The following is a 16,809-nucleotide window of genomic DNA, read 5'->3' on the forward strand; positions in this document are numbered from 1 at the left end:
CCTGCTGGCGACGGCCGCGGGCGATCAGCCAGTCGCGCAGCCGGGCGCCGCCGGGATGGGCCAGCGCCGCGGCGCCCCAGACCAGCCGGTAGGGCGCGGCCAGGCGCAGCGGCAGGCGGAAGGGGATGACCAGCGCCCCGCGCGCCAGTTCCTCCTCCATCATCGACAGCTGCCCCAGCACCACCCCCTGCCCGGCAGCCGCGGCATCGATGGCGGTGGCCGTCAGCGCGAAGCTCATCATCGGAACCGGCGCGGCGGGCAGTTCCAGCTCCTGCGCCGCCGCCCAGCCCGCCCAGCTGGGCGGCGACAGCCCGGCAAAGCGCGGCCCCCAGACGATGTCGAGCCGCGGCAATGCCAGAAGTCCGGCCGGATCCTCCAGCCCCGCGGCCAGGGCAGGCGCGCAGGCGGGGACCGCGAGATCGGTGAACAGGGCCGCATGGCGGCCCTCGGCGGGCGGCGGGCCGAAGGTCATGCGGAAGGCGGCGGCCTCGGCGCCGGGCTCCGCCTCTCCGGCGGTCAGGCGCACCGGCAGGTCCGGTGCCTCAAGCGTCCAGTCGTACAGGCTGCGCCCCAGCCATTTGGCCGTGGGCGTCGGCAGGCCCGACACGACCAGCGGCGCGGCGGCGCGGGCCCCGTGCACCACGTCCTGCGCCCCGGCCAGCACGGCCATGCCCCGGCTCAGCTCGGCATGGTAGAGCCGCCCCAGATCGGTCAGTTCCAGCCCCCTTCCCTGCCGTTCGGCCAGGGTCACGCCCAGATGCGCCTCCAGCCGCTTCAGCTGCTGGCTGACCGCGCCGGGGCTGACCCCCAGATCCGCCGCCGCCCCCGCGACCGATCCCGTGCGCCCCAGCGCCTCGAAGGCTTCCATCGCGCGGAAATGCGGCAGCCGCGTCATCCGCCCGCCCGGGGGGTGAACCGGGCCGTCAGCCGGTGCAGCCCGCCGGGATAGAGGAACCGCACCGCCGTCACCGGTGCGCCCTGCTTCCAGGTGCGCCGCGAAATGGCCAGGCAGGGCGCGCCCTCGGCAAGCTCCAGCCGCGCCGCCTCCTCGGCCCCGGCCGCGACGGCGGCGATCTGGTTCTCCGCCGCGCTCCAGGGCACGTGATCGACCAGCCACAGCCCCGGCGCCGCCGCGGCGAAAGGTTCCCCGGCCGCCTCGGGCACGCTGTCGAGAAAGATCAGCCGGTCCTCCAGCGCGAAGGGCCGGTCATCCGAACGGTGCAGGCACAGCACCCGCAGCGCCGCCGCCCCCTCGGCCAGCCCGTAGCGCGCCGCCTCCTCCGCGCCCAGACCCTGCGTGTCGCGGGCGAGGATGCGGTGGCTGTAGCGCCCGCCGGCGGCCTCGACATCGTCGCGGACATCGTGGATTTCCAGGATCGACACATGGTCCTTCTGCGGCAGGACGACCGAGCCCACGCGGCGGCGGCGGCGGATCAGCCCGGCCTGCGCCAGCTGGGTCATCACCTTGTTCACCGTCATCCGCGAACAGCCGTAGCTTTCGCTCAGCTCCAGTTCCGAGGGCACCTGGTGGCCCGGCGGCCACTCCCCCGACAGGATGCGCGCCTCGATCTCGCCCAGGATGGTGTCGTGCAGCGACTTTGCGGGTCCGGGCGCCTGGTCCATCACCGCAGCATCTGCGCCCCGCGATCCAAATAGGTATCGAGGAACTGCTCCAGCCGCGGATGGCGCGGCGCGGCAAAGACCGTTTCGGGCGTGTCGTGGAACAAGAGCTGCCCGTGATCGAGGAAGCAGACGCGGTTGCCGACCGAGGCGGCAAAGCCGATCTCGTGGGTGACGACGACCATGGTCATGCCCTCGTCGGCCAGCGTGCGCATCACGTTCAGCACCTCGCCGGTCAGTTCCGGGTCCAGCGCCGAGGTCGGTTCGTCGAACAGCATGATGGTCGGGTCCAGCGCCAGGGCGCGGGCGATGGCGACGCGCTGCTGCTGGCCGCCGGAGAGCTGGCTGGGATAATGCCCGGCGCGTTCTTCCAGCCCGACCTTGACCAGCTGCGCCATGGCGCGGTCCTCGGCGGCCTTGCGCGACAGCCCGCGCACCCGGCGCAGCGCCATCGACACATTGCCGAGCGCCGTCATGTGCGGCCAGAGATTGAACTGCTGGAACACCATGCCGATCTTCGAGCGCGTGCGGCGCAGCTCGGCCGGGGTCTGGCGGCGGCGCTTGCCGTCCTTCTCGAACACCCCCAGGGCTTCGCCCTCGATCTCGATCGTGCCGGCGGTGGCTTCCTCGAGAAAGGCCATGCAGCGCAGCAGCGTCGACTTGCCGGAGCCCGAGGGACCGATCAGGCAGGAGACCTGGCCGCGCGGCACTTCCAGGTTGATGTCCCTCAGGACCAGCGTCTCGCCGAAGCGCTTCGACACGTTGCGGACGGAAATGGCAGGCTGGGTCATGTCAGGCACTATAGGCAGAGAGGCGGCGCTCGGCGAGGCGGCCCAGGAGATTGGCGAATTCCACGAGCGCCCAGTAGACCAGCGCCAGCACGACAAGCGCCTCGACGAAGGCATATTGCTGCGAGCCGATGGCCTGCACGGTCATGGTCATCTCGGGAACGGTGATCAGCGACAGCAGCGCGGTTTCCTTCAGGAGGATCACCGCCATGTTCATGGAAGGCGGCAGCACCAGCAGCGCCATCTCGGGCAGCTGCACGTGCAGGATGGTCTGGAACCGGGTCAGCCCCACGCATTGCGCCGCCTCGGAATGGCCCGGCGGCACCGACTGGAACCCGGCGCGGAAGATCTCGGCGTAATAGGCGGCCCCGTACAGCGTGAGGCCCAGCAGCCCGGCCGCGACCGGATCGAGGCGCAGCCCGATATAGGGGCCGCCGAAATACAGAAGGAAGATCTGCACCAGGAAGGGCGTGCCGCGCAGCACCTCGACCGGGACGGACAGGACCAGATCGGCCAGCCGTCCGCCATAGCGGCGCGCGGTGGCGACGAGAAAGCCCAGCACCGCCCCCAGCAGCGTGCCGGCGATCCAGATCAGGACGGTGACGCCCAGCCCGGCGAGAATGGCGGGGCCCTTGGCGAGGATGACGGCGAAATCGAAGCTCATTTGGCTGGCAGTCCCGGCAGGGCCGCCTCGGCGCGGCGCCCGGCAATGGCGACGATCCAGTTGATCGCCAGGTAGATCAGCCCGGCAGAGGCAAAGATCGGCAGCGGCATGTAGGTGGAGGCGGCGAGGTTCTGCGCCATCTTGGTCAGCTCGATCATGCCGACGACGGAAACCAGCGACGACGCCTTGAGGATCAGGATCGCCTCGTTGACCAGCGCCGGGAAGGTCAGGCGCAGCGCGATCGGCGTGCGGATCCAGACGAAGCTCTGGACCGGCGACAGCCCGGCCATCTCGGCCGACTCGATCAGCCCGCGCGGGACGCCCTCGAACCCGCCGCGCAGGTTCTCCGCCTGGTAGGCGGCGGTGCACAGCGACAGGCCGATCAGCGCGGTGGCCAGGCTGGAGAGGCTGAGTCCGATGGCCGGCAGCAGGTTGAAGATCAGCAGCAGCTGCACCAGCAGCGGCACGCCGCGGAAGAAGGAGATGAAGATCCGCGCGAACCAGACCAGCGGCGCCAGCCCCGACATGCGCATCGCGGACAGCCCGATGGCGAAGGCCAGGCCCAGGCTGATCGAGGCGGCGCTGACGAAGATCGTCATCAGCGAGGCCTGCAGCAGCAGTTCGAAGAGTTGCCAGGTCATGAAAGGGTCCGCGGAAGGTGCAGCGCGGCGGAGGGGAGAGAGAAGGAGCCCCCCGCCGCGCCGCGTCGGTGGATCAGATATTCGGCTCGGTCACGTAGTCGGGCATGTCGAAGGTGGTGCCGAACCATTTCTGCTGCAGCTCGGCCATGCGGCCATCCTCCTTCATCGCCAGAAGGATCTCGTCGATCTTGTCCATCAGGCTGGCATATTCGGGCTCGATCCGGCCGGGATAGCCGAAATAGGTCGGCGTGCCGAAGGCGGGCTTCACGACCTTGAAGACCTCGGGGCGCTGGCTGGCGACGAAGGCGATGTTGGGCAGGGAATTGGCCACCGCCTCGATCCGCCCGGCCGCCAGGTCGGCATAGGATTCATTGAAGGAGACGTACTCCTTGATGTCGGTCGGCGGGGTCTCCAGCGTCTCGGCAAAGGCCTGCAGCTGTGCCAGCTGCGCGGTGCCGGTGCCCGATCCGACGGGCTTGCCCGCGATATCCTCGGGGGTCTCGATCTCGCATTTCGCGCAGGCCAGAAGCGCCACGGTGGCCTCGGCGACCGGCGAGGAGAAGCGATAGCGCGCCATGCGCTCCTTGGTGATGGTCGCGGGGCCTGCGACCACGTCGAACCGCCCGGCTTCCAGCCCCGGCAGGACGCCCGTCCAGTCCAGCGTGATCCATTCCAGATCGACGCCCATCTCCTTGGCGATCTCCTCGAAGACCTCGACATTCAGGCCGGTATGCGTGCCCGCATCGATATAGTCGAAGGGCGCGAAGGCGGTCTCGGTGCCGACCTTAAGGACCCCGGCCTCCATCACCCGCGCCAGCGCATCCTGCGCCTGCGCCGCCAGTGCGGAACCAAGGGTCAGAGCCGCCCCGGCCATAACCGCGAAAATCTGTCTACGCATGTCCTTGCTCCCTGTGCGCCCCCTCGGGGCTGTCCTGTTCGGTATCCGTCGGCCGCGGGACGGCCTTCCCTTTTGTTTATACAATTGAGGCAAAGCGACAGAGAGGATCGCCCCGTCCCTCGGCCCCACCGTGTTTTGCCCAATATATGAGCGCATCGCCGCTCGCCAGCCCAAATCCGCGCCGGAGGGAAACCCGCCGAGCGGTGCCCGGCCCTGCCGCGCCCTCTCGCCTGGCGGCGGGGGCCTGCTATGATGCCGGTCATGTCCAGACCCGAGTCTTCTCCTGCCGCGGCGCTGTCTCCCGAGGCGGAGGCGCAGATCCGCGCCTTCATCCGCCGCAATTTCGGCCTGCGCGGCACGCTGTCCCTGCACCGCCACGCGCTTGGCTGGGACCTTCTGCGGGCGCCCGCCAACGTGCTGCTGGCCGGGCTGGCCTTCGTCGTGCGCGTGACGATCTGGCTGCTGCACCGGCTGGGCGCGCGCCGCGCGGGCGAGGGGCTGGGCCGGATCCGGCTGGCCTTTCCCACCGCCGTGGCGCGCGAGATCGACCGCCGGCTGCGCGACGAATTGCTGGCGCCGCTGGGCCTGCTGCCCGAGGAGGCCGCGCTGCGCAGCTATGCCGAGATCCGCGCCGCCACGGGCGAGATGACCGCCACGGCCGGCACGCTGGGCACCGGCGCCGCCTTCAAGACGCTCACCCCCGGCGTCATCTCGCTGGCACCGCTGATCGCCGGGATCATCGCCCAATCCGCCGCCATTGCCGCCTTTCCGCTGGGGGGCATGCTGGGCGCCTGGTGGTACGGGGTCTTTCCGCCGCGCCCGGATGCGCAGCTGATCGCGATCTGCGTCGTGGCGCTGATGAGCTGCTTCGCGCTGGTCTCCACCTTTGCCGGGCTGGTCGCCGACCCGCTGCAGGCGCTGCTGGGGATCCATCGCTGGCGGCTGAGACGGCTGGTCCGCGCGCTCTCGGCCCCCGGCGGGCGCATGCCGGCGCCGGAACACGGCATGGCACGCGCCGGCGACCTGGCCGACATGGCCGTGAACCTGAAGCGGTTCCTGGGGCTCTAGCGCGGTCCGGGTCCCGGTCCCGGCGGGCAAATTCGGCCGCAGGGGTTGTCAGGAGACCGACTCGGACCCTATATAGGCGCCACAGAGACCCGCCCGGTCGCGCATGCCGCGTGTCCCTTCGGGTCGCCGGGGCCCTGCGGCCAGAGCTGCATTTCCCCCGGTTCCATATCAGCCAGGACAGACCCGTTCCCCGGCAGGCCCTCGCCAGTGCCCGGAGCGCGTTTTTCATTTGTCCCGGCCCAAGAAGAAGAAAGGACACGCCCATGCCGATGAGCGACGAAGAACTCGAGCGCCGGATCGAAGAGCTGAACAATTCCGGGATGACCCTTGCCGCCAAGGCGCTGATGCGCGAGCTGAGCTTCCGCCAGAAGCGCGCGGCCGCGGCCTGAGCAGGGCGCATCACGGACCGGGCCGGAGGCGGCCCGGCCGGGAATGAAGGCGGGCTTGGCCCGCCTTTTTTGCATTCTGCCGCCCGGTTTTCCTTCGCAAAGCCGCCTCGCGGGGCTATGTCACCGGAACGTGCAGGGAGGTTCGCATGGCGCAGGATCCGCTATTCCTTCTGGCAGGCGGCGCCTGTCTTCTGGTGCTGATCGTGCTGATGATCGGCATCGGCGGCTTCGCCCGCGGCGGCGCGTTCAACCGGCGCCACGGCAACCGCCTGATGCGCTATCGCCTGGCGGCCCAGGCCGTGGCGGTGGCGCTGATCCTGCTTTTCGTGGCAATCAGGGGAGGCATCGGCGGCTGATGGTCGTTCTCAACCGGATCTATACCCGCGGCGGCGATGACGGGGACACCGCGCTTGGCAGCGGCGAACGCGTGCCGAAACATGCCCTGCGCGTCGAGACTTATGGCACGGTCGATGAAACCAATGCCGCGATCGGGCTGGCGCGGCTGCATGCGGCGGGAGAGATCGCCGCGCGGCTGGCCGCGATCCAGAACGACCTGTTCGACCTGGGCGCCGACCTGTGCCGTCCCGGCATGGAGCGGGACGCGGAGGCCGCGCATCCCCCCCTGCGCGTGACCGGCGCCCAGACCGGGCGGCTGGAAGCCGAAATCGACGCGATGAATGCGGATCTGGCGCCGCTGCGCTCCTTCGTCCTGCCCGGCGGCTCGGCGCTGGCCGCGCATCTGCACCAGTGCCGGACCCTGGCCCGCCGCGCCGAGCGGCTGACCGCGCGGCTGGCCCGCGAGGAAGAGGTCAACCCGCACGCCCTGCGCTATCTCAACCGTCTCTCCGACTGGTTCTTCGTCGCCGCGCGGGCGGCCAATGACAACGGTGCAGGCGATGTGCTGTGGGTGCCGGGCGCCAATCGCTGAGCAAACCGCCGCCGGCCTTCCCCGCGCGCGGCCGCCGCGCCCACAGCCCGGACGTGACGTTTTGCGGGGCTGGCGCGATGAATTTTCCCTGTTTCTCGCGTGCCCTGCCCTATAACAGGTTTGCGACACGCCCGGGTCCGACCGGGGGCGGAGAACAGGAGAAGGCCGATGAAGATCCTCGTGCCCGTTAAGCGGGTGATCGATTACAATGTGAAGGTCCGCGTGAAGGCGGACGGGAGCGGGGTCGATCTTGCCAACGTCAAGATGTCGATGAACCCGTTCGACGAGATCGCCGTCGAGGAGGCGATCCGGCTGAAGGAGAAGGGCGTGGCGACCGAGGTGGTCGTGGTGTCCATCGGCGTGAAGCAGGCGCAGGAAACGCTGCGCACCGCGCTGGCCATGGGCGCCGACCGGGCGATCCTCGTCGAGGCCGCCGATGACGTCCATACCGATATCGAGCCGCTCGCCGTCGCCAAGATCCTCGCGAAGATCGTCGGGGAGGAGCAGCCGCAGCTGGTGATCGCGGGCAAGCAGGCGATCGACAACGACATGAACGCCACCGGGCAGATGCTCTCGGCGCTGCTGGGCTGGAGCCAGGCGACCTTCGCCTCCGAACTTTCGGTCGAGGGCGATGCCGCGACCGTGACGCGCGAGGTGGATGGCGGGCTGCAGACCATCAAGGTCAGGCTCCCGGCGATCGTCACGGTCGATCTGCGCCTGAACGAGCCGCGCTATGCCAGCCTTCCCAACATCATGAAGGCGAAAAAGAAGCCGCTGGACGTGAAGACCGCCGCCGATCTGGGCGTCGATGTCGCGCCGCGCCTGACGGTAGTCAAGACCGCCGAACCGGCGGCGCGCGCGGCGGGCGAAATGGTGGGCTCGGTCGACGAGCTGGTGGCGAAACTCAAGGAAAAAGGGCTGGTCTGATGGCTGTTCTCCTTCTTGCGGAAGTGACCGGCGGCGAGCTGCAGCTTGACGCGACCGCCAAGGCGATGACCGCCGCGGCGAAGCTGGGCGAGGTGACGGTGCTGTGTGCCGGGGCCTCGGCCGCCGCTGCGGGCGAAGCGGCCGCGACGCTGGCGGGTGCCTCCAAGGTTCTCGTGGCCGAGGACGCATCCCTGGGCCACAGGCTGGCGGAAGACACCGCGCAGCTGATCGCGAGCCTGGCGGAGTCGTATGACCATATCCTTGCCCCGGCCACGACGGATGCCAAGAACATCCTGCCGCGGGTCGCGGCGCTGCTGGACGTGATGGTGATTTCCGACGTCTCCGCGGTGATCGACGCCGACACGTTCGAACGTCCGGTCTATGCGGGCAATGCCGTGCAGACGGTGAAATCGGGCGATGCCAAGAAGGTGGCCACGATCCGCACGACCGGCTTCGAGGCGGCCGGGACGCAGGCCGCCTGCGCGGTCGAAACCGTCGCCGTGCCCGGCGCGACCGGCCTTTCGGACTGGGTGGAGGACCGCCTGGCGGCTTCGGACAGGCCGGATCTGACTTCGGCGAAGATCGTCGTCTCGGGCGGGCGCGGGCTCGGCTCGGAAGAGAGCTTCGCCATCATCGGGGCCCTTGCCGACAAGCTGGGCGCGGCTGTGGGCGCCTCCCGCGCGGCGGTCGATTCGGGCTATGCGCCCAATGACTGGCAGGTGGGGCAGACCGGCAAGGTCGTCGCCCCCGAACTGTATATCGCCTGCGGGATTTCCGGGGCGATCCAGCACCTTGCCGGGATGAAGGACTCCAAGGTCATCGTCGCGATCAACAAGGACGAAGAAGCCCCGATCTTCCAGATCGCCGATTACGGCCTGGTCGCCGACCTCTTCGAGGCCGTGCCCGCGCTGACCGAAAAGCTCTGAGACCCCGCCCTCGGACGACAAAAGGCCCCCGGACGGGGGCCTTTTCCATTTGCGCGGGACGATGTCAGTAGCCGCCGAAGGAATGGTGGTACTGGATGCCCAGCCGCTCGGGCCGGGATTTCCAGTCGCCGTCGGAATCGGCCTTGTTGTCCAGCGCCAGCGAGACCGCATCGCCCGTCCCCAGCCGCACGCCCAGCCCCAGCCGGGTGCGCATCGCCAGGTCGTCCTTGGTGTTCACCCCGTCGGTGAAATCGTAATAGCCGGGCATCAGGCTGCCCTCGACGAACCAGGACCCGGCCAGCGGCACCTCGGCCGTGACCCCTGCCCCGACCCAGAGCTCGTCGATGCCGTCCGCCACGGCCCCGCCGCCCGCGCGCAGCCCCACGGGCCCCAGTTCGGCCAGCGTGTTCGACCGGATATCCGCCGAGACGCTGAGATCGCGGTCATGCCGGTCCGAGCCGGGATTGCTCTGGCCGAGGCCGAGAACGACTTCGGCCGCCATGGCCTGGGATGCGAAAAGAAGGCCCGCAAGGGCCGCAACTGCCGGATAAATCCGCATGGTTTCCACTGCCTGTATTTTTTGTTGGACTGCTGCGGCGCAAGATAGCGCGCCGCGCGTCACTCCGCCAGAGGCAGTCCTTCGGCCGCGCGTGCCCCCGCCGATGCCGACCCGGCGGGCCCCAGCTCCTCGAAGTCGAAATTGTCGAGCCGCTGCGCCCGCCGCCCGGCCTTCTCGGCGCTGATGCGGATCTCGGACAGGTCCTTGGCGGCCTGGCCGAAATGCCGGTCGAGATTGCCCACCCGGTCGCCCAGCCGTTCGACATCGCGCGCCAGAAGCGCCAGTTCCCTGCGCACATGCCCCGCCTGTTCGCGCATGCGCACGTCCTTCAGCACCGCGCGCATGGTGTTCAGCGTCGCCATGCAGGTGGTCGGCGACACCGTCCAGACCCGCATCGCGAATCCCTCGCGGATCAGGTCGGGAAACCCGGCATGCAATTCCGCATAGACCGCCTCGGAGGGCAGGAACATCAGGGCCCCGTCGGCGGTCTCGCCCTCGATGATGTACTTCTCGGCGATCGCGCGCAGATGGCTGCGCACCGCGGTGCGCATGTCGCGCAGCGCCGCGGCGCGGGCGCGGTCATCGCCCGCGGCCCGCAGCGCCTCATAGGCCTCCAGCGGGAATTTCGAATCGATGACGATCGGTCCCGGCGGGTTCGGCAGGTGGATCAGGCAATCCGCCCGCCGCCCGTTCGACAGCGTCGCCTGCATGGTATAGCTGTCCGAGGGCAGCGCCTTGGCGACGATGTCATGAAGCTGGATCTCGCCGAAGGCGCCGCGGGTCTGCTTGTTCGACAGGATGTCCTGCAGGCCCAGCACGTCTCCCGAGAGCTTCTCGATATTGGCCTGCGCCTTGTCGATCGCCTCCAGCCGCTGCTGCAGATCGCCCAGCGACCGCGCGGTGCGGGTCGCCTGGCCGTGCAGCGTGTCGCCCATCGACTTGGTGACCTCCTCCAGCCGTCGTTCGACGCTGGCCAGCATCGCGGCCTGCGACGCCGCCTGCGCCTCGGCGACATGGGTCAGCCCGCCGGCCAGCCGCTGCTGCGCCTCGCCCAGACCCTGAACGCGGCTGCCGACCTGGGCCAAGCTCTGGGCCAGCGCCTCGGATTGGCGCGCCACCCGCGCCGAGGCGCGCGCGCCATAGACCAGCACCGCCAGCGCCAGGCAGGCGCCGAGCCCGATCCACAGACGCGGATCGGCGGGATCGAAGGGAAGATCGGCCGGGGTCATGTGCGCCCGAAGAGCCGTTCGATATCGGCGAGGCGCAGCGTCACATAGGTCGGTCGGCCGTGATTGCACTGGCCCGAGAGCGGCGTCGCCTCCATCTGCCGCAGCAGCGCGTTCATCTCCTGTGGCTGCATCTGCCGTCCCGAGCGGATCGAGCCATGGCAGGACATGCGCGACAGCACCGCGTCGATCCGCGCCTTCAGCGCATCGCCGCCGGTGCCCTCCAGCTCGTCCCAGATGTCGCGCAGCAACCGGGCGGCATCGACCTGGCCGAGGATCGCAGGGGTCTCGCGCACCGCCACCGTGTCCGGACCGAAAGGCTCGATGACGAGGCCCAGCCCCGCCAGGTCTTCCGCGATCTCCAGGAGCGTCTCCGCCCCCCCTGCGGGCAGGGTCACGATGTCCGGGATCAGCAGCGCCTGCGCGGGAACCGACCGGGTGGCGGCGCGGGCCTTCAGCTCCTCGTAGACCAGCCGCTCATGCGCGGCATGCTGGTCGACGATCACGATCCCCTCGGCGGTCTGGGCGATGATGTAATTCTCGTGGATCTGCGCACGGGCGGCGCCCAGCGGATGCGCGTCCGGGGCGGGATCCGCCGGCGCGGCGGGAGGATCAGGGGGCGCATAGCGCGCCGAGGGCTCGTCGAACCCAGCCATCGGCGCCGGCGCGGGGGCGGCGGGCGCCTGCGCAGTCCAGGCGGCGGCGCGCGCCTGCGGCGAGGGCCGGTCCATCTGGTAGATGCGCGGCCGCCCGTCGGCGGTGGGTTCCTGCGGGCGGAAGGCGCCCAGCATCGCCCCCGAAACGGTCGAGGAGGCGCGATGCCCCTCCGCCGCCAGCGCATGGCGCAGCCCCGAGACGATCAGCCCGCGCACCGTGCCCGCATCGCGGAACCGCACCTCCGCCTTGGCGGGATGGACGTTCACATCGACCTCCACCGGGGGAAGATCGACGAAAAGCACCGCCGCCGGATAGCGCCCGGAGGGCAGCACGTCCATATAGGCGGCCCTCAGCGCGCCGCTCAGCAGCTTGTCGCGCACCGGGCGGCCGTTGACGAAGAGGTACTGCGCCTGCGAGGAGCCGCGCGCATAGGTCGGCAGCGCGGCATAGCCGGTCAGGCGCACGCCCTCGCGCTCGGCCTCCAGGGGAATGGCGTTCTCGGCGAATTCGGCGCCCAGTATCCGCGATAGCCGCGCCCGCATCGCGTCGAAGAGGTCGCCGGTCTCGGCATCCAGCCGCAGCACCGTGCGGGCATCGCCGTCGCGCAGGTCGCGCAGGGTGAATCCGATGCCCGGCTCGGCCATGGCGAGGCGGCGGATCGTGTCGGCGATGGCCTGCGCCTCGGCCCGCGTGCTGCGCAGGAATTTCAGCCGCGCGGGCGTGGCGTAGAACAGGTCGCGCAGCTCCACCACCGTGCCGCGGGTCAGAGCGGCGGGGCGCGGCGGAGCGATCGCGCCGCCCTCGACCGAGATCGCCGCGGCCGCCGCCGCCCCCGCCGCGCGGCTGGTCACCGTCAGCCGCCCGACCGCGCCCAGCGAGGGCAGCGCCTCGCCGCGGAAGCCGAAGCTGTGGATGTTCAGCAGATCCGTCCCGTCGATCTTGGAGGTCGCGTGCCGCGCCAGCGCCAGCGGCAGGTCGGCCTCCGCGATCCCGTGGCCGTCATCCGTGACGCGGATCAGCACCTTGCCGCCCTCGGCGATATCCACCGCGATCCGGGCAGCCCCGGCATCGATCGCGTTCTCCACCAGTTCCTTCACCGCCGAGGCCGGGCGTTCCACCACCTCGCCCGCGGCGATGCGATTGATCGCCGCCTCGTCGAGCTGCCTTATGGGGGCGGGGCTGATATTGCGGTCCTGGATCGTCATGCCACCACAGTTAGCATGCGCCCCCCGCGGCGCCAAGCGAGTCGCTATTGCGGCGGCCAGGGCCGCGCGGCCTCGGCCTCGATCCAGGCCTGCACCCAGTCGGGCGCCTCCGGCTTGCGCCCGCGATAGGCCATCGCATCCAGCACCCGGTCGGTCGGAACGATCCCCGCCTCGCCGGTGACGGCGATGCGCACGAGGATCTGCGAGGTGCACTCGCCCTTCCGCCACATCGACTGGTCGAGATAGAAGAACCGCGCGTCCCAGGCCACCAGCCGCACCCGCGACTCCACCTTCTGGAACACCCGCACCCGGCGGCGATAGCGCACCGACAGCCCCGCCACGGTCATGCCCCAGCCTTCGCGCTTCAGCGTCTCCCACAGCCCGGCGCGCCGCGCCTGCACCACCCGGGCCACGTCATACAGGGTCAGCGTGCGGCCGTTGTTCAGTTCGAGGAAGATGTCCAGGTCCCAGGGCCAGACGTGATGCGTGGTGCTGTGCGGCTCCAGCGGCGAAAGCGGCGGCGCCTTGCGGAAGACCCACAGATCGACCGCCATGCGGATGAACGGATACATGCCTGACCCCCTGTTCGGCTGCGCCCAAGGGGCCCGGCCACCGCGCCCGCGTCAAGCCGGACATGGCGTCCGTTCTTGTTCTTTTCACCTCGAACCCCTAGGTGCTTGTCCAAGCGCCAATCCAAGGAGTCCCCCGCCCATGATGATGATCCTGCAGCTTGCCGACCTGATCCTCAGCGTCGTCTTCTTCATCATGATCGTCCATATCATCATGAGCTGGCTGATCAATTTCAACGTCCTGAACCTGGGCCAGCCGCTGGTCTACCAGATCTGGGACGGGCTGAACCGCCTGCTGGATCCGCTCTACCGGCCGGTGCGGCGCATCCTGCCCGATACCGGGGCGCTGGATCTGGCGCCGCTGGTCGTGTTCATCGGCATCATCGCCCTGCGCGACATCCTGATCCCCGGCATCGCCCGCAGCGTCGCGATGTGACCCTGCCGGGGCGGGTCCGGCCCGCCCCCGTGACGCCGCGTTCCGGCGGCGCCGCACTGGACAGGCCCCTTCCGCCGGTATTCCCTCCCGGCAGGAGGACCTGCCATGACGCCCTATCCGCATCTTCTCGCCCCGCTCGATCTGGGCCATGTCCGTCTGCCCAACCGGGTGCTGATGGGCTCCATGCATACCGGGCTGGAGGAAACCGGCGACTGGGGACGCGTCGGCGCCTTCTATGCCGCGCGGGCCCGCGGCGGTGCCGGGCTGATGGTGACCGGCGGGCTGGCCCCCAATGCCGAGGGCGCGGTCCTGCCCGGGGCGGCGGGGCTGACCGGCGCCGAGGATGTGCGCCATCACCGCGAGGTCACGGCGCAGGTCCATGACGCGGGCGGGCTGATCGCGGCGCAGATCCTGCATGCCGGACGCTATGCCTTCAGCGAGGCCGCCGTCGCCCCGTCCGCCCTGCGCGCGCCGATCTCGCCCTTCCGGCCGGTCGCGCTGGACGAGGCCGGGATCGAGAAGCAGATCGCCGATATCGCCGCCGCCGCCGCCCGCGCCCGCGAGGCTGGCTATGACGGCGTCGAGATCATGGGGTCCGAGGGCTATTTCCTCAACCAGTTCCTCGCCGCCCGCACCAACCGGCGCGAAGATGGCTGGGGCGGCAGCCATGAGAACCGCATGCGCCTGCCGGTGGAGGTGGTGCGCCGGGTCCGCGCCGCGACGGGGCCGGATTTCATCCTGATCTACCGCCTGTCGATGATCGACCTCGTGCCCGAGGGCGCGCTGTGGGACGAGGTGGTGGCGCTGGCGCGGGCTGTGGAGGCGGCGGGGGCCTCCATCCTCAATACCGGCATCGGCTGGCACGAGGCGCGGGTGCCGACCATCGCCACCTCGGTGCCGCGCGGGGCCTTCGCCTGGGTGACGCGGCGGCTGATGGGGGAGGTGGGCGTGCCGGTCGTCGCCTCCAACCGGATCAACACGCCGGAGATCGCCGAAGGGATCCTCGCGGATGGCAGCGCCGACATGGTGTCGATGGCCCGCCCCTTCCTCGCCGATCCCGATTTCGTCGCCAAGGCGGCAGCCGGGCGGGCGCGCCACATCGCGCCTTGCATCGCCTGCAACCAGGCCTGCCTGGACCATACATTCGCGATGAAGCTGACCAGCTGCCTGGTCAATCCGCGCGCCTGCCACGAAACCGTGCTGGTCCCCGCCCCGGCGGAGGCGGCCAAGGACATCGCCGTCATCGGCGCCGGGCCTGCCGGGATGACCGCCGCGCTGGAGGCGGCGCGCCGCGGCCATCGCGTGACGCTGTTCGAGGCCGCCCCGCGGATCGGCGGGCAGCTGCAGCTTGCCGCCCGCATCCCCGGCAAGGAGGAGTTCCGCGGCCTGCTGGAGTGGTTCGAGACCGAACTGGCGGCCTCCTCCGTCGATCTGCGCCTGAACTGCCGCGCCGGGGAGCCGGAGCTGGCGGGGCGGGACTCGATCATCCTGGCCACCGGCGTGCGGCCGCGCGATCCGGGCATTCCGGGGGCCGAGACCGCGCCCAGCTATGCCGATCTGCTGGGCGGCCGGGTCGCGCCCGGAGCGCGCGTCGCGGTGATCGGCGGCGGCGGCATCGGCTTCGACGTGGCGGAGTTCCTGGCCCATGCCCCCGGCGAAAGCCCGGCCGAGGATCCGGCGGCCTGGCGCCGCGAATGGGGCATCGGCGACCCCGGGACCGATCCCGGCGGGCTGGCGCCCGAGGGGCCGCGCCCGGCCCCGCCCCCGCGCGAGGTGGCCATGTTCCAGCGCCGCCCGGGCAAGTTCGGGCGAGGGCTGGGCAAGACCACGGGCTGGATCCATCGCAGCACGCTGAGGAACCGCGGCGTGAGGATGGAGGCCGGGGTGGAATACCTGCGCATCGATGCGGCCGGGCTGCACTATCGCCGGGATGGCGGCACGCATTGCTACCCGGCGGATCAGGTCGTGCTCTGCGCGGGACAGGATCCCGAAAACGCGCTGGCCGCCCTGGCGGAACGCCTCTGCCCCGGGGGAACCCATGTCATCGGCGGGGCGCAGCAGGCCGCGGGGATCGATGCGAAACGCGCCATAGACCAGGCCTATCGCCTGGCATTGGTCATCTGACGAATTTGTCATGTGGCATCCCGGCGGAGCGCGCTATCTCCCCGGAAGTTCACTGGACTATACCGATGATACGCGTGAATCCGCTGACAAAATGAATAATTGTTGCCGGAGGGATCATATCGTTCGATAGTTTCAACGTTAACCAGTACCCGGGCAGACGCTTGGAAATAATGTAGAAACATGCGAACATTTTTGCTCAAATGTATGAGTACCCTGACAGTAAATCCGGCATGGCCGGAATGGTTGGAGTGACGAATGGACAGACTGTCTGAGATGGAGGCCTTTGCGGCCGTGGTGGATCAGGGTGGATTCACCGGGGCGGCGCAGAAGCTCGGAATTTCGAAATCTGCGGTTTCCAAGCATGTCTCGTCCCTGGAGACGCGGCTGGGCACGCGGTTGCTGAACCGCACCACGCGCCGGGTCGACCCGACCGATATCGGGCTGGTCTATTACGACCGGGCCCGCAGCGTCCTGAGCGCGGCGCTGCAGGCCGATGCCGCCGTGCAGGGCATGCAGGCGGAACCGACCGGCACGCTGCAGATCCTCGCCCCTTCCGATTACGGGGCCTGCGTTCTGGCGCCGCTCGTCTCGGAATACCTCGCGCTCAACCAGGGCGTCGATGTCAACCTGGTCCTCGATCATGACCTCGCCGAGGCCACCCGCAGCGATATCGACCTGTCGGTGCAGCTGGGATCGCGGCCCGACAATGCGCTGCGCAGCTACCGGCTCGATACCGTGACCCGCATCCTGGTGGCCAGCCCGCGCTATCTCGAACGCCATGGCCGCGTCGCGCGGATCGAGGATCTGGCCCAGCACCGGCTGCTGCACCAGCTGGACACGGGCGGCGACCCGTCCTGGACCCTGACCTCCGCCAGCGGCGAGCAGCGCGTGCTGCGCGCCCGCGGACGCCTGGCCAGCAACAGCGCGGCCTGCCTGAAAGACAGCGCGATGGCGGATATGGGCATCGCCTTCCTGCCGGATTTCCTGGTGGCCGATGCGCTCGAGAGCGGAGAGCTGCTGCCGGCGATGCCGTCGCTGCCGACCCAGACCGCCCCGCTCTATATCGCCCATGCCCCCAGCCAGGGCAGCCTGCCGCGGGTCCGCAGCTTCGTGCAGTTCCTCACGGAGCATTACCGCGACTCCCAGCCGATCGAATTCGACCGCGCGATCGCCTGAGCCCGCCG

At 69.9% G+C, this 16,809-nt stretch carries 18 protein-coding genes; 8 read left to right on the forward strand and 10 right to left on the reverse strand.

The annotated features are described in order from the left end of the window. From ICN82_RS12200 to ICN82_RS12225, 6 genes are all read right to left on the reverse strand, one after another. A partial coding sequence (locus tag ICN82_RS12200) for a LysR family transcriptional regulator (protein ID WP_193183144.1) occupies positions 1-895 on the reverse strand: 895 nt, incomplete at its 3' end. Further along, positions 892-1,623, reverse strand: coding sequence for a histidine utilization repressor (hutC, locus tag ICN82_RS12205; RefSeq protein WP_193183146.1), 732 nt, complete (start codon positions 1,621-1,623; stop codon positions 892-894). The genes ICN82_RS12200 and hutC, both read right to left, overlap by 4 nt. Continuing rightward, entirely contained in the window at positions 1,623-2,411 is a 789-nt protein-coding gene (locus ICN82_RS12210; protein WP_193183148.1) for an amino acid ABC transporter ATP-binding protein, read from the reverse strand. Before ICN82_RS12210 ends, hutC begins: the two co-directional genes overlap by 1 nt. Before the next feature lies 1 nt (position 2,412). Continuing rightward, positions 2,413-3,072, reverse strand: coding sequence for an amino acid ABC transporter permease (locus ICN82_RS12215; RefSeq protein WP_193183149.1), 660 nt, complete (start codon positions 3,070-3,072; stop codon positions 2,413-2,415). Then, positions 3,069-3,713: an amino acid ABC transporter permease gene (locus ICN82_RS12220; protein ID WP_193183151.1), complete on the reverse strand. Its 645-nt coding sequence runs from the start codon at positions 3,711-3,713 to the stop codon at positions 3,069-3,071. The genes ICN82_RS12215 and ICN82_RS12220 overlap by 4 nt, the downstream gene beginning before the upstream one ends. A gap of 73 nt (positions 3,714-3,786) precedes the next feature. Next, positions 3,787-4,611, reverse strand: a complete 825-nt coding sequence (locus ICN82_RS12225; protein ID WP_193183153.1) for a transporter substrate-binding domain-containing protein — start codon at positions 4,609-4,611, stop codon at positions 3,787-3,789. Between the two features lie 261 nt (positions 4,612-4,872). Here ICN82_RS12225 and ICN82_RS12230 point away from each other — a divergent pair, with 261 nt between their 5' ends. The 5 genes from ICN82_RS12230 (at position 4,873) to ICN82_RS12250 (ending at position 8,849) form a co-directional block, all read left to right on the forward strand. After that, positions 4,873-5,679: a DUF6635 family protein gene (locus tag ICN82_RS12230; protein ID WP_193183155.1), complete on the forward strand. Its 807-nt coding sequence runs from the start codon at positions 4,873-4,875 to the stop codon at positions 5,677-5,679. Positions 5,680-6,214: 535 nt separating this feature from the next. Then, a complete protein-coding gene (locus tag ICN82_RS12235) occupies positions 6,215-6,424 on the forward strand; it encodes a twin transmembrane helix small protein (RefSeq protein ID WP_193183157.1) in 210 nt (69 codons plus the stop codon). After that, positions 6,424-6,996: a cob(I)yrinic acid a,c-diamide adenosyltransferase gene (locus tag ICN82_RS12240; protein ID WP_193183159.1), complete on the forward strand. Its 573-nt coding sequence runs from the start codon at positions 6,424-6,426 to the stop codon at positions 6,994-6,996. Before ICN82_RS12235 ends, ICN82_RS12240 begins: the two co-directional genes overlap by 1 nt. Positions 6,997-7,164: 168 nt before the next feature. Further along, positions 7,165-7,923 (forward strand): electron transfer flavoprotein subunit beta/FixA family protein, encoded by a 759-nt coding sequence (locus tag ICN82_RS12245; protein WP_193183161.1) that lies wholly within the window; start codon positions 7,165-7,167, stop codon positions 7,921-7,923. Beyond that, complete coding sequence (locus tag ICN82_RS12250) at positions 7,923-8,849, forward strand: electron transfer flavoprotein subunit alpha/FixB family protein (RefSeq protein WP_193183162.1); 927 nt, start codon at positions 7,923-7,925, stop codon at positions 8,847-8,849. Before ICN82_RS12245 ends, ICN82_RS12250 begins: the two co-directional genes overlap by 1 nt. Before the next feature lie 64 nt (positions 8,850-8,913). On the opposite strand, the gene ICN82_RS12255 is transcribed toward ICN82_RS12250, so the two are convergent. The 4 genes from ICN82_RS12255 to ICN82_RS12270 form a co-directional block, all read right to left on the reverse strand. Beyond that, complete coding sequence (locus ICN82_RS12255) at positions 8,914-9,351, reverse strand: hypothetical protein (protein WP_193183164.1); 438 nt, start codon at positions 9,349-9,351, stop codon at positions 8,914-8,916. Positions 9,352-9,467: 116 nt separating this feature from the next. Then, positions 9,468-10,637 carry a DNA recombination protein RmuC gene (locus ICN82_RS12260; RefSeq protein ID WP_193183166.1) on the reverse strand — a complete coding sequence of 390 codons (1,170 nt, stop codon included), beginning with the start codon at positions 10,635-10,637 and terminating at the stop codon, positions 9,468-9,470. Beyond that, the gene (gene mutL, locus ICN82_RS12265; protein WP_193183168.1) at positions 10,634-12,496 is read right to left on the reverse strand and encodes a DNA mismatch repair endonuclease MutL; all 1,863 of its coding nucleotides are present in this window, start codon (positions 12,494-12,496) and stop codon (positions 10,634-10,636) included. Before mutL ends, ICN82_RS12260 begins: the two co-directional genes overlap by 4 nt. Positions 12,497-12,540: 44 nt before the next feature. Further along, the gene (locus ICN82_RS12270) at positions 12,541-13,068 is read right to left on the reverse strand and encodes an acyl-CoA thioesterase (protein WP_193183170.1); all 528 of its coding nucleotides are present in this window, start codon (positions 13,066-13,068) and stop codon (positions 12,541-12,543) included. Positions 13,069-13,207: 139 nt separating this feature from the next. Between ICN82_RS12270 and ICN82_RS12275 the strand changes: the two genes are divergently transcribed. The 3 genes from ICN82_RS12275 (at position 13,208) to ICN82_RS12285 (ending at position 16,801) form a co-directional block, all read left to right on the forward strand. Next, the gene (locus ICN82_RS12275; RefSeq protein ID WP_193183172.1) at positions 13,208-13,501 is read left to right on the forward strand and encodes a YggT family protein; all 294 of its coding nucleotides are present in this window, start codon (positions 13,208-13,210) and stop codon (positions 13,499-13,501) included. 105 nt (positions 13,502-13,606) lie between these two features. Beyond that, on the forward strand, positions 13,607-15,625 hold the full coding sequence (locus tag ICN82_RS12280; RefSeq protein ID WP_193183174.1) for an NADPH-dependent 2,4-dienoyl-CoA reductase: 2,019 nt from the start codon (positions 13,607-13,609) through the stop codon (positions 15,623-15,625). Between the two features lie 255 nt (positions 15,626-15,880). Further along, complete coding sequence (locus tag ICN82_RS12285; RefSeq protein WP_193183176.1) at positions 15,881-16,801, forward strand: LysR family transcriptional regulator; 921 nt, start codon at positions 15,881-15,883, stop codon at positions 16,799-16,801. Positions 16,802-16,809 lie beyond the last annotated feature (8 nt).

Origin of the sequence: Mangrovicoccus algicola (assembly GCF_014903745.1) — a bacterium.
GTDB lineage: Bacteria > Pseudomonadota > Alphaproteobacteria > Rhodobacterales > Rhodobacteraceae > Mangrovicoccus > Mangrovicoccus algicola.